The organism is Bifidobacterium bohemicum DSM 22767, from assembly GCF_000741525.1.
Taxonomy (GTDB): domain Bacteria; phylum Actinomycetota; class Actinomycetes; order Actinomycetales; family Bifidobacteriaceae; genus Bifidobacterium; species Bifidobacterium bohemicum.
This window is the reverse complement of the sequence record NZ_JGYP01000005.1, coordinates 1-16,478: the sequence shown is the minus strand read 5'-3', so window position 1 is coordinate 16,478 and position 16,478 is coordinate 1. Positions and strand designations below refer to the sequence as shown.

Below are 16,478 nucleotides of genomic sequence, written 5' to 3'. Positions count from 1 at the left end.
TGTTCCCACTCTCCGACACCGTGTGACTAAGTGATGTGGGAACCATCAAGGGGGCAGGATGTCGAGGAGTGGGGAATTGGCTGTCGTGGATATCAATGGTGTGGTGGACAATAATCAGGTTCGCCGCTCTTGGCCGTTATTTAAACGGATTATATGGCATTTTAAGCATTACTGGCAGTTGTGGTGTATGGCGATTCCCGCCATGGTGTTCATTGCGGTTTTCGCCTACATACCGATGTACGGTGTGCAGCTCGCATTCCGTGAATTCGTGCCGGCGCTGGGCCTTACCGGCGGCAAGTGGGTTGGCTTCAAGTACTTCAAGCAGTTCTTCAGCTCGCCGATGTTCGGTTCAACGATGATCAACACGTTCAAGATTAGTCTTGGAACACTTGTGTTCGGCTTCATCGCCCCAATCATTCTGGCGCTATTGATCAATCAGCTTGGCTCGCAGAAGGTCAAAGGATTCGTGCAGACGATCACCTATATGCCCCACTTCATCTCGACCGTGGTGATCGTGGCCATGCTCAACATTTTCCTGACTCCCCAAACCGGCATCATCGGCAGATTTTTCGGCTCGCAGAGCACGCTTGATGAGCCGAATGCTATCGCACCGGTCTATTGGCTTTCTGAAGTTTGGCAGCATTGCGGCTGGAATGCCATTATCTATCTTGCGGCGCTCAGTTCGGTAGATGTAAGCCTGTATGAAGCGGCGAGGATGGATGGTGCCGGCCGGCTTCAGCTCATCCGCTATGTAGATATCCCCACCATCATGCCTACCTGTGTCATCCTTCTGATCATGAACATGGGTTCTGTGCTTAACGTCGGTTTCGAAAAGGTCTGGCTGATGCAGAACGCTATGAATATGCCGGGTTCTGAAGTCATCTCGACCTATACGTTCAAAATCGGCATCCAGTCCTTCCAGTTCAGCTACGGCACCGCAATTGGGTTGTTCAACACGGTGATCAACTTTGTGTTCCTCATTGTCGCCAACGAGATATCGCGGCGTGTATCCGATACGAGCATCTTCTAGGGTGAAAGGTGAGGAAAATGAATAACGGAACAACTAAATCTCCTGCCGTGAGCGCTAAACGGGTTGCAGATGCCGTACCTTGGAACAAACATGTCCATCAACGGCGCAATGCCAGTGATTGGGTTGCGGACATTCTTATCTGGGCGTTGATTATCCTGATTGTGCTGGTGGTACTCTACCCGTTGTGGTTCGTGGTTATCGCTTCCATATCTGATCAACACTTGGTCTCGAATGGATCGGTGACCGTATGGCCAAAAGGACTGACCTTTGCAGGTTATGTGCGGGTCTTTCAGGACTCGCGTATCTGGACCGGCTATCGTAATACAATTATCTACTCGGTGTTAGGTACCATATTAAACCTGGTAGTCACCCTACCTGCCGCCTTTGCACTTGCGCGTGTGGAGTGGAAGCCGCGACGGGTCATTCTGTTTCTTTTCACCTTCACTATGTACTTTGCCGGAGGATTGGTTCCGAACTACCTGCTTTACAAGCAGCTCGGCTTGCTCGATAATTGGCTTGTCTTCATTCTGCCGGGCGCGGTGAGCGTATGGAACCTCATCATTGCACGTTCATTCTTTGAAACCTCGATTCCCGAAGATCTGCACGATGCGGCCCAAATTGATGGCTTGAACTATTTTGGATACTTCATGAAAATCGTTATTCCTTTGAGCTCGGCGATTATCGCTGTGATCGGACTATATTACTTCGTGGGCCATTGGAATGACTACTTCACTGGTCTTATCTACATCCGCGAAAGTGGTTTGCAGCCATTGCAAAACGTGTTGCGTGATATTTTATTGGCGAACCAGACGAATCAGCTGGGAACCGGCTCTGGTGGACAGAATGCATTGCAAAATCAGCAAATAGCGGACCAGATTAAATATGGAGTGATTATGGTCTCGACGCTGCCGCTGCTGGTCATTTATCCGTTCCTGCAAAAGTACTTCGACAAGGGAGTAATGATTGGGGCCGTCAAGGGTTGATTGGTTCAATGTTTTAGCGTTGTAAGAGTGGGGCGCTTTGTTATGTGCTGGTTGTCAGACACATTTTTGAGATGGGGGCAACCATATGTAGGTGGGCCACATGGTGATTTCCGCTCAAGATGGGTTCCTGTGACGATATTGCGTGAAGGTTGATATGTATGGCATTAACTGAATACCCCCTGAAGATGCACGATTTTCATTTGCATGACCCGTTTGTGCTGGCTGATGCAGACAGGAAAGTGTATTGCCTCTATAACGCGAATTATTTCGACTACCGTGACGTTTCGCACGGATGGGGCAGGTCGGTCGAACTCTACATGAGTCCTGATCTTGTGCATTTCAGCCGCCCACGCGCTGTCTTCGACCTTGAGAATTTATCAGAAAGAGTGTGGTTTGATGATTCCGACTGTCCTTGGGCACCTGAGGTCCACGAATATCGTGGGTGTTACTGGATGTTTGTCACCTTGCACTCTCGGCGCCAGCCGGCCATTCATCCTGTAGATGGCCCGGAATGGTACCGTAAACGACTGATACGTGATCATCGTGGCGTGTTCGTCGCTGTGGCTGACAATCCTGCGGGTCCGTTCGCAATTATGGATCCGACGCTACCGGTCACTCCGCAAGACCAGATGGCTCTTGACGGCACGCTGGCCTTCGATTCCGACGGCAGCCCGTGGATGATTTATGCTCGCGAATGGGTGCAAATGTTCGATGGGACCATCGAGGCGCTGCCACTTGACCGGTGGAATTTGGCGAAGGCCGCGGGTGGTTCTGTGCGTCTGTGGTCAGCTAGCGAAGGACTGTGGCACAAGGAGGAGGGTGATGCGCCGGCGGGTGGATGGAAGTCAGACTTCACCGGCGATACGGCCGTGCGTAAGCTTGCGGAGGGGGCTCCTGGTTTTGTCACTGACGGTCCGTTTGCTGAGCGGGCACCGAACGGCTCCTTGCTGTGTTTATGGACCTCGTATAGCCGTGGCGAATATATTCTCGCTCAGGCGATTTCACGTTCCGGGTGTGTTGTCGGGCCGTGGGAGCAATTGCCTGCAATCGATCACCGCGATGCCGGACATGCCATGATTTTCCGGGCATTTGACGGAACCATGATGCTCATTATGCACACGAATATGGTGCGCAAGGATAGATCGGGGGTACCTCTAGACTCGCATGGCATCATTTATGAGGTCGCTGTTACTGATGATGGTTTCGTGTTGGGACGGCATCGTGAGGATCTGGACGGCATTGCTGATCCGAACGATGATCGCTGACGAAGTAGTCCCGAGGAGATGGCTGGCAAAGCGACGAATAGTGAAGTGATGAATGGCTATATGGCTGACGATGCCGTAGTGAATTGTGTTGTGACGAACGAATATCTTGATCGATGGTGCCGTAACGAACGAGGGTGTTGTAGGGCGCGCTAGTGGCGCATTTTGGAGGATGGCAATGGCGAAGATGAAAGGCGTGCAGCTTTTTCGAGACGAGGTTGGCAATGTGGCGCAGCTGCATGGCATTGGTGTACTGTGCGTAGGCTCGACGTGGTATGCCTACGGCGAGAGAAAGAACGAAGGCCGGCTGTTCCAAGGGGTGGCCTGTTATTCGACAAATGATTTTGTGCATTGGCGTGCTCATGGTGATGCGCTGGCGATGGATGCAGGTAAGGGTTTCCTCGGGGCTGGTCGTGTCGTCGAGCGTCCACGTGTATTGTGCTGTCCTTCTAGTGGTAGGTATGTCATGTATCTGCATGTAGAAGGTGGGGATGATTATTCTTTTGCGCACATAGGGTTTGCGTTATCCGACAGTCCGACTGGGCCGTTCGAGCTTTTTGAGACCGTTCAATTTCATGGCAATGAGTCGCGTGATATCGGCGTGTTCCAGGATGACGACGGCACTGGATACCTGCTTAGCGAGGATCGCCAGCACGGCACTCACGTCTATCGTCTCTCACCCGATTACCTGAGCATCGTCGAGGATGTAGTGTGCCTGAAGGGTACGGATTACTGGGCGGGCTACGAGTCCCCGGTCATGCTAAAAAGCAATGGATTGTATTATTGGTTTGGCTCCGAACTGACGGGCTGGGACTGCAACGACAATCGGTACGCGACGGCCTCCGACCTACATGGTCCGTGGAGTAGGTGGCGTCCATTTGCTCCTTTGGGTACTCGTACGTTTGATTCACAGTGCGATGCCATCGTGCCGATTGACAGTCGCTGTGATGCAGGAGGTGGCGTGGATGATAAAACCGAATCGTCTGATATGCAGCGGTTCCTTTATATCGGTGATCGTTGGAGTCCGGATGATTTGGGTGGCTCGCCTTTGGTGACGCTGCCAATTGAAATCGGTGATGGGCACGCACGGCTTCAGTGGCACGACGAATGGGACAACGGGCTGTGATGGTCGTTGCGGGCGCGTTTCACCTGCCGGGTGGCGTGCAAATAAGCAGGAAATCGGCAGTTGTGTGGCGACATCATGTGCCTTGTGGAACCGTCTGAAGGTAGTGTGTTGCAAAATGGTAATCATTGTAATGCAAGTGTGGAAACGGCTTACGAAAATGAGGGGAGTTTGGGATGACGATGGAGGGCGGCGTGATTGGGGACGACCGATCGGTTTTAGGCCTTGCGAATGAGAATGATCCGTATGGTTATCTCTTGGTGCATTTCAGGGAAGACCCGAACGGGTACGCCGAACGGATCTACTTCGATCTTTCGGATGGAGACGACCCGACGCGCTGGGTGCCGTTGAACGGCGGGAAGCCGGTGCTGACCTCCTCAATCGGCACGACGGGCGTACGGGACCCGCATATCACGCAGAATCCTGAAACGGGAACGTATTATATTATTGCGACCGATCTGCGAGTCTTCGGCGGTAGACCCGATGACGGGGCGAACTGGTACGACTGGTCGCATCGGGGCAGCACATGTCTGATCGTCTGGGAGTCGGACGACTTGGTCTCGTGGCGTGGTCCACGAATGCTTGACATGGCGCGTCCGGTTAACCGTGAAACCCCGCTGGAGCTTGGGCAGGCATGGGCGTGCGAGTGTCTGTGGGTGCCAGACTACTACCCGGTGGGTCACCAAGGTGGCCGTGGGGCGTTCGTGATGTACTGGTCGTCGAAGCTCTTCTCCCCTGATGACCACGACCATACCGAAAAATCGGTGCATGACACGGTGCTTTGGGGGGTGACCACCGATTTTTCGCAGGAGATGTATGAATATGGAGGTGTGTTCATTGACACTGGTGGCGATTCGATCGATACGACCATGATTCAACGGCCAGTGGGCACAGGCGATTCGGATGCGGGTGCAACCTTGCGGACCTACCGCATCACCAAGGACAACACGTTCGGACGTGGCATCTGGATGGACGCCACGGACGCGCCCGACTGGTGGGAGCCGGACACCCCGTGGCGCACCATTCAAACGAATATAGGTGATGGGTACTCCGACGGTCATGGTCTGGAGGGGCCGGCCGTCTTTGCCGGCCATGGAGGGAATGCGGACCGGTGGTATCTGCTGGTCGATGTGATTCCGTCTGTGGGCTATCGCCCAATGGTTTCCGATGATCTGGATGTCGGCTGGAAGCTCCTTGGTGATGCGGGCTTTGGCCTCGCCCCGCACACCAAGCACGGAGGTGTGCTGACGCTGACCCGCAACTCCTATGAGTGTCTGAGGTCCGGCTTTCCGGCGATCTAAGCGATGACGTTCTTGAAAGTCGACATTGTGGTGAAAGAGAGTTTTGACATGGCTGACGACGCTCACGCCGGCGACGGCGAATTTGTGTCCAACGATATTGCGCGCGCGAGTTCCGTGCGCAGCAGGCCTCTGCCGTTACGCGATGCGACGGTGGGCCAGGGTTTCTGGGGAGATGAACAGGAGCTGGTGCGAACGCAGGTGCTGCCTTTCCAATGGTGCGCGCTTAATGATAATGTGCCGGGTGCGGCTCCGAGCTATTGCATGCACAACTTCAGAGCCGCGGCCGCACAGAATAGGCGACGCACGGCCGCGCGGTCGCAGGGCGATCGTTTCGTCCCGCCTGTCTATACCGACCGTGGGTTCAACGTGCTGCCTGATGATCCTGAGCGGCCGGATCCCGACAGGTTCTACGGTTTCGTCTTTCAGGACACGGATTTCTCGAAGTGGATCGAGGCGGTCGGCTATTCGTTGGCGCATCATCCCGACGCGGAGCTCGAGGCGCGAGCGGATGCGGCGATCGACATCGTCTGTGCGGCCCAGCAGGAGAACGGCTATCTTGATACATATTACATATTGAATGGCATGGACCGTCACTTCACCAATCTCAAGGACCATCACGAGCTATACTGCATGGGTCATCTGATTGAAGGCGCGGTTGCCTATTACGAGGGCACAGGTAAGACCAGATTGCTTCATGCGGCCCAAGGTTTCGCCGACTATGTGGCCTCCGTCTTCGGAACGGAGCCTGGCAGGCTGCGAGGCTACCCGGGTCATGAGATCGCCGAGATGGCGTTGGTGCGCCTTTACGAGGTGACCAATGAACGTCGCTACCTTGATCTGGCCGCATATTTCGTCGACGAGCGCGGCAGGGCACCGCTGTATTTCGAGGTCGAGGATCGGACGCGAGCGAAGCGTGAAGGTGCAACGTACGTTCCCAACGACAACCAGCCCATGCCATATGCGTACTATCAGGCCCATGAACCGGTGGTCGACCAGCGCGAGGCGGTCGGTCATGCGGTTCGAGCGGGTTATCTGTACTCGGGTGTGGCCGACGTGGCCCGACTGACCGAGAATGAGCGACTCGCGGACACCGTCCGTGCACTATGGCGCAACATCGTCGACAGGAAGCTGTACGTCACGGGGGGCGTGGGCGCCACGGCGTTTGGCGAGGCGTATTCCTACGATTACGACCTGCCGAACGATTTGGCCTATTCCGAGACCTGCGCCGCCATCGCGCTTGTCTTCTTCGCAAGGCGGATGCTTGAGCTCGAGCCGAAGTCAGAGTATGCGGATGTGATGGAACTTGCTCTCTACAATACTGTGCTGGCGGGCATGGCGATGGACGGCAAGAGCTTCTTTTACGTCAATCCGCTTGAGGTGAGGACCGAAGCGGTCCGTAGCCACGATGCGCGCTTTTTGCACATCAAGGACGTGAGGCAGAAGTGGTTCGGCTGCGCCTGCTGCCCGCCGAACCTCGCGCGACTGGTCGAAAGCGTGCAGGAATACGCCTATACCTTGGCCGACGACGGAGGGACGCTGTTCACGCATCTGTATATCGATGGAATGGCGGTGGTGCATGTCCTGTCGAAGGATGAGGACGATGAGGATGTGGCGTTGCGTCTGGAAGTGGAATCGGGCCTGCCGTGGAATGGTCACGTTCGGGCTGTCGTGCACGTCGACGAAGGTGATGGCGGCGCTGACGATTATGGGGATGGGCATGATGGCAAAATCTCCGTTCCGTTCATATTCGCGTTCCGTCTGCCGGCATGGGCCGGGGACCAGATCGAAGTCGCCGCGTGCACCACTGTGCCGGCAGAGGCCCAGGGGCGCGTCAATCGCAGGGTGCGTGATGGTTACCTGTATCTGGCCGGAACATGGCGAGATGGCGACGTTTTTGAATTTGACTTTCCAATGCCGGTTATGATGCTCGAGGCGAACTTGCGTGTGAGCGAGGATGCGGGCAAGGTCGCCTTCGTGCGCGGACCAGTGGTCTATTGCGCTGAGGAATGCGACAATGGTTCGCGGTTGCATTGCCTCCACGTCGATGCTGCTCGTGTGGGGGAGCGTGCCGAGAATGTGACGGTCGAACCGTTCGATTTCAAGGCCGGAGCCGAGGCGTTGGATGGGAAGGGCACCGGAGGTGTCGAGCCGGTCTCAAGGTGTATGGTGCGGTTGAGAGTGCCAGCCTGGCGCGACGAGGTTCGTGATGCGAAGCCTCTTTATTCGCGCTGGCATCCGCCCGTGCGTCGAAGGGTGGAGGCCGTCTTGATTCCATATTTCGCTTGGGCCAACCGAGGGGAGAACGAGATGCGCGTATTTCTCGATATATCCTGATCCCACGGAGGTATTGGTTTCCGGGGGACGGGAACGGGCAAACGCCGGTTCCCATTGACCATCTCTTGCGGGACGGGTCGATTACGAGCGGGATGCCTTATGGCGAAAAACGATGTGTACGTCGTGTCATGTGAGTCGTCAATCGATGTCATCGTGGTTTGTGTGGCACTGGGTACAGTAGGGAGAAATGTTCGATGATGAGGGAGTTGATATGGTTCTGATTAATAATTTCGATAATGCGTTACGTCCGCCGATGGGCTGGAACAGTTGGGATTCCTATGGTTCGTCGCTTACGGAGGGTGAGCTGATGTCCAATGCGGAGTTCATGGCGGCGCGTTTGAAGGCCTTCGGCTGGGATACGGTGGTGGTGGACATCGATTGGTATGACCCGACCGCCGCGGCCCACAATTATAACGTCGGCGCGCCACTGGTGCTTGACGAATACGGCCGTCAGATGCCTGACACGGGTCGGTTTCCGAGCGCTGCCGACGGACATGGCTTCGCGTCGATTGCCTCGCGTGTCCACGAGCTGGGTCTGAAGTTCGGCCTGCACATGATGCGGGGCATCCCGAAGCTGGCGGTCGAACGGAACCTGCCGGTCAAAGATACGCAATATACCGCTAAGGATGTGGCGGATCTCGATCACGTGTGCGTGTGGAATCCTGATAACTATGGGTTGAACCAGTCCCATCCCGGCGCGCAGGCATGGTATGACGCGCAGGTCGACCAGTTTGCGGCCTGGGGTGTTGACTTCCTCAAGATGGACGATATGCAGACACCGTTCCACGACGACGAGATTGAAGCCTATCACCGTGCCATCGCCAAGGCCGAGCATGTCCACGGCCACCCCATCTCGCTGTCGCTGTCGCCCGGGCAGTGGAACAACACGACCTACGTCGATTTTCTGCGCGGCAACGCCCAGATGTGGCGTATCTCCGATGACCTGTGGGATCGTTGGGACGATGTGTACCAGCAGTTTTCGCGGCTTGCGCGATGGGCGCCCCTGCAGCAGACCGGGCACTGGGCTGACGCGGACATGCTGCCGCTGGGGCATATAGGCCTTCGTGCCCATGTCGGCGCCGATCGCGACAGCCGGCTGACGCATGACGAACGCCGCACACTGCTGACCCTTTGGGCGATGGGGCGCTCGCCGCTGATGGTCGGCGGCGACCTCCCCACCAGCACCCCGGAGACGATAGCGATGCTCGCCAACCCGGCGTTGCGTGAGGTGACCGCCGGATCGACGCACAACCGCGAGGTGGCGCGTGAGCGGATATACGCGCAGGGGTACGACCATCCGGAATCGTACCGTGGCGACCTTATTGTGTGGGCCGCGGATGCTGCTGACTGGGCCGATGGCACCGTATCGGCGCACCCGAACGGCCGGTATGCCGCAATCTTCTGGACCGGAGACGACGATTATGAACTCGAGGGACATGTTGAACTCAAGGCGCTTGTAGGTTTGGACAGGGCGAATGAGCCTTGGTGCCTGACCGATTTGTTCGAGGACGTCAAGGATGGTGGCCGATCATCGGCTTCTGACGGAGCGGGGAGCTCGACTCATGTGGCCAGTATCGACGGCGAGGGCCGCGATCGCGTGATTCGTGGTGTCGTCCCTTCCCATGGCGTCCTCTGGTTTGCGTTGGACAATGCGTGATCCGGCAAACGTGATTCGACGCTTGCCGGTTGTTGTGTGGACCGGTTCATGACGGTGAAGCGGTGTCGCTCCATGTCGTCGGCCCACCGGTGTCGCCGTCCGTGTCGATGACGGCCGGGCGGAGCGAAGGATAAAAAGCAGTTCATAAAACCGAAACACGTTGTGAAAGTCCGAGATGTTCTGCGAAATATCGGTCATCAACCCTATCGGGCGCACCGCAATGCGCCCGTCACTCTGCTTGACGCAATCGGATATGGCATGCCGATCACCGCAGCGCAATCCGTGCTCGGGCTCAGCGTCGTTATCAGTGGCATCTCGGCGCTGGTGTTCGGCGTTCTGGACGGCAACCTCTTCCTGTTTGGCGTGGGCAGACGCTTCGGGCGCAGGCACTTCTTCATGCTTCCGACGATGCCGTTCCTGCTGATCGGCATGCTGATGTGGGTGCCGGATCTGCCGCTTGCGATGTACGCGGGGCGTATGTGTTGTGGGTGGCGGTGTCGCAGCTGTTCGCCTGATGATGCGCCACGTGGGAGATGACTCCGCAGGATGTTGGTTTCGGCGAGAGTCGCAACACACATTCGGCACACGTTGGGTTACGCGGCTGGTGGCACCGTCTCGTGCATGTGGCGGGCGAATACGCCAGCACGCTGAAACTTGTCGTTTTCCGCCACCATCTTGCCATCTACCTGCTGATTCTCACCGCCGGGGACTTGCTTGGTCAGACGTTCCTGTTCTTCATCATCTACGACTGGAACAAGATTGCCGCATTCGCCTCGCTGCTTCTGAGCGCCGGCATCATCTCCACACCGCTGACCCCGCTTTTTGGCGCGGCCATGACCAAAATCGGTCCGAAACGGCTGAATGTCGTCGGCTTCACCGGTTGCTTGGTCCGGCTCGCGTGGATTTCCCTCGCCTGGAGAATGCTCGAAACGCTGCCCGAGCCTTGGTGGACGGCATTCGCCGTGACCGGAGCGCTTTGGTTCTTCTGCTTCAAAGGGATGATCGGCTACCTGCCGTGGGCCGTGTTCCCATTCATCGCCGATGTCGATCAGGTGGTTACACGGCGATATCGCGGCTCCACCTTCTCAGGGTTGCAGGGCTTCTTCCGTCAAATCACCAGCGGTCTGGCCTTCCTTATCGTAGGGGGGTGCTGGGCGCCGTCGGTTTCAATACGGCATTGCATGAGCAAACGCCCTTGGTACAAAACGGTCCGGCCGCATTCGTATTCGGCTGGTACGCCATTTCGGTTGTGGTCTGCCGGCTGATCGTCCGCCGCTTCAACCTCAACAAGCGTATCGACGTCATAGCACTCGCAGAAGTCGAGCGGGTACGTTCGGGTGGTTCTCGAACCGAGGTGGATCAAGCCGACCGTGAGGTGTTGGAGGATCTGATCGGTCACCCGTACGGACGTGGTTAGCGGTCGTCGCCCGTGCCGCGTGCCGGTAGGCTTGAGTAAGCCCTACGTGCGATCTGTAGCGTCGGGATGACCAACCTGCTTATTTGCAAGTCAGTTTGTGTGGTTCAATGCTGGCATATCACGTTTATGCTCGATGGGAAGAGCGGGACGGTGTGTCGGATTCGTGGCGGTGGATGGGCAAGCCCCGATCGCAATCATGCTGTGATGCCTGTGCGGTCGGGGGTTTGCGCCAAGGTGCCGCTACTCTTATGACAGATGAATCGCCGTCCATGAAACCGGCGGCAGAGTGATGTTCACCGTGCGCCTCGCGGGGTCAAACTTGGCGGTCGTGTTGGTCTTCGGCACTACCCGGTTCTGTGATTCCAACGTATTGCGGGTGTGGATGTCGTCGTCGTGCAGGGTCGAGGCCGTCAGTGTCCGGGAGCCGAGGTCCGACAGACTTTCAGGCAGACTCACTTCGAATTCGGCGGCCTCGTCGAGTGAACGGTTGACGGCAAATACGGAAATCGAGCCGTCCGCGCCACGCACCGCCACGGAGTCCACGGTGTCCACCGAGCCGTACTGACCGGTTTCCACCTGCGTCGATTCGAGCTTCGGCTCCAGCACGGTGCCGCCCTTGGCCAGCCGCGCAACGGTCGAGAAGGGGTAGAACGTGGTCTGCCGCCAAGCGGGACCACCCGGTTCGGTCATGATCGGCGCGATGACGTTGACCAGCTGGGCCAGGCTTGCCGAGCGTACGTGGTCCGCGTTCTTCAGCAGCGTGATCATAAGGTCTCCGAAAACCACGGCGTCGGCCACGGAGTAAACGTCCTCAAGCAGATGCGGGGCGACCGGCCAGTTGCCGATGCCCTCCGGGTTGCGGCTCGCCTCGGCGCTCTGGTACCACACGTTCCACTCGTCGAAGGAGATGTAGACGTCGTGCTTGCTCTTGAGGCGCGCCTTGCTGGCGGCGATGAGCGCGGCCACGTCCTTAATGAACCCGTCCATATCCACCCCGGAGGCGAGGAAGCTGGCCATATCTCCGTCATGCGGTTCGTAATACGCGTGGCACGACACGAAGTCCACTAGGTCGTACGCCTTGGTCAGCACCGTCTCCTCCCAGCTGCCGAAGGTGGGCATGTTGTGGGCCGAGGAGCCGCACACCACCAGCTCAAGGTCGGGGTCGATCTGTCGCATGCCGCGTGCGACCGACGCTGCCAGCGTGCCGTAGTCTTCGGCCGACTTATGCCCCATTTGCCAAGGGCCGTCCATCTCGTTGCCCAGGCACCACATGCGGATGTTGAAGGGTTCGTCCGCGCCGTTGGCCCTGCGGGCTTCGGAAAGCGCCGTGCCTCCGGGAATGTTGGCATATTCCAGCAGGTCGAGTGCGTCTTCGAGCCCACGCGTGCCGAGGTTCACCGCCTCCATCAGCTCGTTGCCGCCCACGGTGTCGAGCCAGGTCGCCATCTCATGCAGGCCGAACTGGTTGGTTTCGGTGGAGTGCCAAGCCTCGTCGAGCCGACGTGGACGGCCACCTTTCGGCCCGACGCCGTCCTCCCACCGGTAGCCGGAGACAAAGTTGCCGCCAGGATAACGGATGGTGGTTGCGCCCAGTTCGCGTACCAAGTCGATGACGTCCCGCCGGAATCCGTTGGCGTCGGCTGTGGGATGACCGGGTTCGTAGAGACCCGTATATACGCAGCGTCCCAAATGCTCTACGAACGAGCCGAATAGGCGGTCGTTCACCTGACCTATTTCGAAATCCTCGTCGACGATGAGCTGTGCCTTTTGTGTGCATGACATCGCAGCCATCCTGCTCCTTTATCTGATGAATCGGATAGATCCGGTTCTTTTTTTTTACAACGTTGTATGTACCATACTACCGGATATCGTGGATGACATGCTTCGTTTGAGACCAAAACCAGGACACGGCGGATGAGATTTGTGCAATGCGCAGAGCTGATCACTTCGGGTGTCTATGCGTTTGCGGATGGATTCGGGTCAGGATAAAGGCGGGATCTTTCCGCGTCACTCGATGCGTGGGGTCAGACGACTAGAATCAGGCGTTATGGCTAAGACGAAACATCGTGACAGAAGCTGGGCGCCGGCGCCGGAGGCGTTGCCTGAAGGGGTGCGGGTGGTGGACGACCACACGCATGTGGCCAGCGTGGTGCCCTTCGCTCGTGAGATGAACCGGCAGGCGATCGAGCGCGGTCAGGCGCCGGTTCCCGTCTACGGTGTGGGCGAACTGCTTGCACAGGCCCAGGCGGTGGGGGTCGAGGGAGTGATCGACGTGGGGTGTGAACTGCCTGACCTCATGACCGCTGTCCAAATGGCGCTCGACCACCCCGGTGTCGTGCATGCAGGACTGGCTATTCACCCCAACGAGGCCGTGCTGCACGGTCATCGCGGTGCAGCTGGTCCCGATGGTCTGCCAGTGCGCTATCAGCCTTGGCATGAAACAAGCTTCGAAGACGCTCTGGCACAAGTCGAGCGACTGGCGCGACAGTACCCTCGGCAGGTCGTGACAATCGGGGAGACCGGCATGGATTTGTTCCGCACCGGTACGGAGGCGCTCGAAATTCAACGCGAGGCGTTCCGCGCGCACATCGCCTTGGCCAAGGAGCTCAACCTGCCCATGCAGATTCACGACCGCGACGCGCACCGCGAGGTCATCGAAACGCTGCTGAAGGACGGCAGTCCCGAGCGCACGGTGTTCCACAGCTGGTCCGGAGACATCGAAACCGCGCAAATTGCCTGTGAACATGGCTGGTACCTGAGTTTTTCCGGCACTGCGAGTTTCAAGGGCAACGCTCAGATTCGGGACTCGGCCGCCGTGGTGGGCCTCGATCACATCATGGTCGAGACGGACGCACCCTATCTCGCGCCCATGCCCTATCGAGGCCGCACCAATGCTCCATACATGATTCCCTACACGTTACGGGCCCTGGCCGAAGCGCTCGACCTGCCGCTCGTCGAGGTCGCCCAAGCGACTCGCAGCACCACAAGGGCCGTCTATGGCGTGTGAAGATTATCGGCTCAGAGATTAGTGATTTTTGGCATTCGGGACACCCCTAGCTAGACTATCCCTTTGGGTTTGTAAGTAAAAGATGCAGATAGAGAGCTGGCGGGAAAAAGTTCTTTCCTGTCTTTGGAGGACACGTCATGGCGCAGTCGCATAGTAGTGGACATGACACAGGCGCAGAAAAACAGGGTACAAAACCCAAAAAACGTAACAAGAATAATAATAGGTCGGTGACTCGTGAGGAGCAGAAGGCCCGCGCTGAAAAACGGGCATTGCTCCGTGCGGATACCTTCACCAATGCCCCGAGGGTTTCGGCTCGTACGCTGACCAACGAAGAGCGTGAACAGATTGAGAAACTGCATGAGGAGGAGGCCGAGGAGGCTGAGAAGCTCGCCAAGGTTCCTTCGCGCGGCCCGGTCGGACGATGGTGGCACAAGATACAGTCCAGCCCAGATCGGGTCACGCTGGCGATGTCGGTTGTTGCGCTGGGTGTGGTGTATGGCGACATCGGCACGTCGCCGCTGTATACGGCGCAGACCTTCCTTGCCGGGCAGGGCGGACTGACCAATATCGACCGGCCTGCGGTGCTGGGGCTATTGTCACTGGTCTTCTGGTCGATTACGCTGATTACGACGGTCAAATACGTGTTGGTCGCCATGCGCATTGACAACAAGGGTGAGGGCGGCATCTTCGCGCTGTTCTCGCTGATTCGCCACCACGGCAAGTGGCTGGTCGTTCCCGCCATGCTTGGTGGTGCGGCGTTCCTTGCCGATTCGGTGCTCACGCCCGCCGTGTCGATCTCGTCGGCCGTGGAGGGGCTGAAGACCATCCCGCTTTTCGAGCCTGCATTCCATGAGAATGGCAGCATTTCGCTGGTTATCACCGTTGTCATCATCGTATTGTTGTTCTGTGTGCAGTCGCGTGGCACGGAGAGCATCGGCAAGGTGTTCGGTTCGGTCGTGCTTGTGTGGTTCACCTTCCTGGCGATAACCGGCATCGTCAACATCGGCGGTGATTGGAGCATTTTCGAAGCCGCCAACCCCGTGTACGGCATCGAATTCCTTTTCAGCTCGCATAATATGGCCGGCCTCGCCATCATGGGTACGGTGTTTCTTTCGACTACTGGTGCGGAGGCGTTGTATTCGGATATGGGTCATGTGGGTCGTGGGAACATCTATTTCACGTGGCCGTTCATCTTCGTGGCGCTGGTGTTCAACTATTTCGGGCAGGGCGCGTGGATGCTGCGCAACCGGGGCGATGCGGCGTTGGTCAACGTGAATCCGTTCTTCGAGATGATGAGCCCGGGCGTGCGGTATGTGGGCGTGGTGCTGTCGGTGGCGGCGGGCGTGATCGCGTCGCAGGCGTTGATCACGGGCGCGTTCACGATGGTGTCGGAGGCGACGGGTCTGAACTGGATGCCGCATCTTCAGGTGCGGTATCCGTCGCGTACGCGTGGGCAGCTGTATATTCCGGTGGTGAACGTGGTCCTGTGCGTGGCGACGTTGATGGTGCTGGCCCTGTTCAAGGATTCGGAGCATATCTCCGCCGCCTACGGACTGGCCCTGACCATCACCATGATCACCACCACGATCTTGCTTTCGGTCTATTTGTGGTATAAGCACTACCATGTGATCGCGGGCGTGTTCTTCGTTATTTTCATTGCCATTCAGACCCTTTTCTTCATCGCGTCCATGTCGAAGTTCCTTCGTGGTGGTTGGTTTACGATGTTGTTGACTGCGTTGATTCTGTTGGTGATGGTGACGTGGAATGACGGCACGAAGATCGAGCGGAGCCAGCGTCGGCATATGCGGGCCCGTGATTTCAAGCCGGCGTTGGCGAAGCTGCATGATGATTTCCGTCTGCCGTATTTCGCGGACAACATCGTGTATCTGACGTCGGATTGCGAGATGCGCCGGTTGGACACGGACATCTTCTTCTCGATCTTCGCGGACCATCCGAAGCGTGCGCGTGCGTGGTGGGCGGTGTCGGTGGTGACCACGGACGAGCCGTTCACGCGTGAGTATTCGGTGGAGGATTTCGGCACGGACTATATGTTCCGGGTGCGTATCCGTCTGGGGTTCAAGGTGTCGCAGTCGATTCCGGCGTACATCCATCAGGTGATGCATGATCTGTCGGCGACGGGGGAGTTGCCGGCGCAGGTGTCGGTGTATCCGAAGGTGGATGCGGATCCGGATATCGGCACGGTGCGGTATGTGCTGATCCATAAGGCGTTGATGCCGGAGTCGAAGCTGTCGGCCCGTGAGGCGTTGAGTCTGAAGATGAAGTACGCGATCCGGCGTTTCGCGGGTTCGCCGGTCAAGTGGTTCGGTCTGGCGCCATACAATCCCGTCGTCGAAGTACAACCAC

12 protein-coding genes are annotated in these 16,478 nt (G+C 57.6%); 11 read left to right on the top strand and 1 reads right to left on the bottom strand.

What is annotated here, in order from left to right; all coding sequences use genetic code 11:
* Positions 1-58: 58 nt before the first annotated feature.
* The 9 genes from BBOH_RS07045 (at position 59) to BBOH_RS07010 (ending at position 10,955) form a co-directional block, all read left to right on the top strand.
* Positions 59-1,030 carry an ABC transporter permease gene (locus BBOH_RS07045; protein WP_033522446.1) on the top strand — a complete coding sequence of 324 codons (972 nt, stop codon included), beginning with the start codon at positions 59-61 and terminating at the stop codon, positions 1,028-1,030.
* A gap of 17 nt (positions 1,031-1,047) precedes the next feature.
* Complete coding sequence (locus BBOH_RS07040) at positions 1,048-2,013, top strand: carbohydrate ABC transporter permease (protein WP_033522444.1); 966 nt, start codon at positions 1,048-1,050, stop codon at positions 2,011-2,013.
* Positions 2,014-2,171: 158 nt separating this feature from the next.
* A complete protein-coding gene (locus BBOH_RS07035; protein WP_033522442.1) occupies positions 2,172-3,278 on the top strand; it encodes a glycoside hydrolase family 43 protein in 1,107 nt (368 codons plus the stop codon).
* Positions 3,279-3,453: 175 nt separating this feature from the next.
* Entirely contained in the window at positions 3,454-4,401 is a 948-nt protein-coding gene (locus BBOH_RS07030) for a family 43 glycosylhydrolase (RefSeq protein WP_033522440.1), read from the top strand.
* A gap of 173 nt (positions 4,402-4,574) precedes the next feature.
* Positions 4,575-5,699 carry a glycoside hydrolase family 43 protein gene (locus BBOH_RS07025; RefSeq protein WP_237743177.1) on the top strand — a complete coding sequence of 375 codons (1,125 nt, stop codon included), beginning with the start codon at positions 4,575-4,577 and terminating at the stop codon, positions 5,697-5,699.
* 48 nt (positions 5,700-5,747) lie between these two features.
* Positions 5,748-8,033, top strand: coding sequence for a glycoside hydrolase family 127 protein (locus BBOH_RS07020; protein ID WP_081930436.1), 2,286 nt, complete (start codon positions 5,748-5,750; stop codon positions 8,031-8,033).
* A 253-nt stretch (positions 8,034-8,286) separates the two neighbouring features.
* Complete coding sequence (locus BBOH_RS07015) at positions 8,287-9,690, top strand: alpha-amylase family protein (RefSeq protein WP_033522488.1); 1,404 nt, start codon at positions 8,287-8,289, stop codon at positions 9,688-9,690.
* A 162-nt stretch (positions 9,691-9,852) separates the two neighbouring features.
* Entirely contained in the window at positions 9,853-10,227 is a 375-nt protein-coding gene (locus tag BBOH_RS08355; RefSeq protein ID WP_052118239.1) for a hypothetical protein, read from the top strand.
* A complete protein-coding gene (locus BBOH_RS07010) occupies positions 10,224-10,955 on the top strand; it encodes an MFS transporter (protein WP_052118238.1) in 732 nt (243 codons plus the stop codon). Before BBOH_RS08355 ends, BBOH_RS07010 begins: the two co-directional genes overlap by 4 nt.
* 398 nt (positions 10,956-11,353) lie before the next feature.
* Here BBOH_RS07010 and arfA read toward each other — a convergent pair whose 3' ends face one another.
* Positions 11,354-12,889, bottom strand: coding sequence for an arabinosylfuranosidase ArfA (gene arfA, locus BBOH_RS07005; protein WP_143242508.1), 1,536 nt, complete (start codon positions 12,887-12,889; stop codon positions 11,354-11,356).
* 265 nt (positions 12,890-13,154) lie between these two features.
* On the opposite strand from arfA, the gene BBOH_RS07000 reads away from it, so the two are divergent.
* Positions 13,155-14,114, top strand: coding sequence for a TatD family hydrolase (locus BBOH_RS07000; protein WP_033522436.1), 960 nt, complete (start codon positions 13,155-13,157; stop codon positions 14,112-14,114).
* A gap of 137 nt (positions 14,115-14,251) precedes the next feature.
* The coding region (locus BBOH_RS06995) for a KUP/HAK/KT family potassium transporter (protein WP_044098309.1) at positions 14,252-16,478 on the top strand (2,227 nt) is incomplete at its 3' end.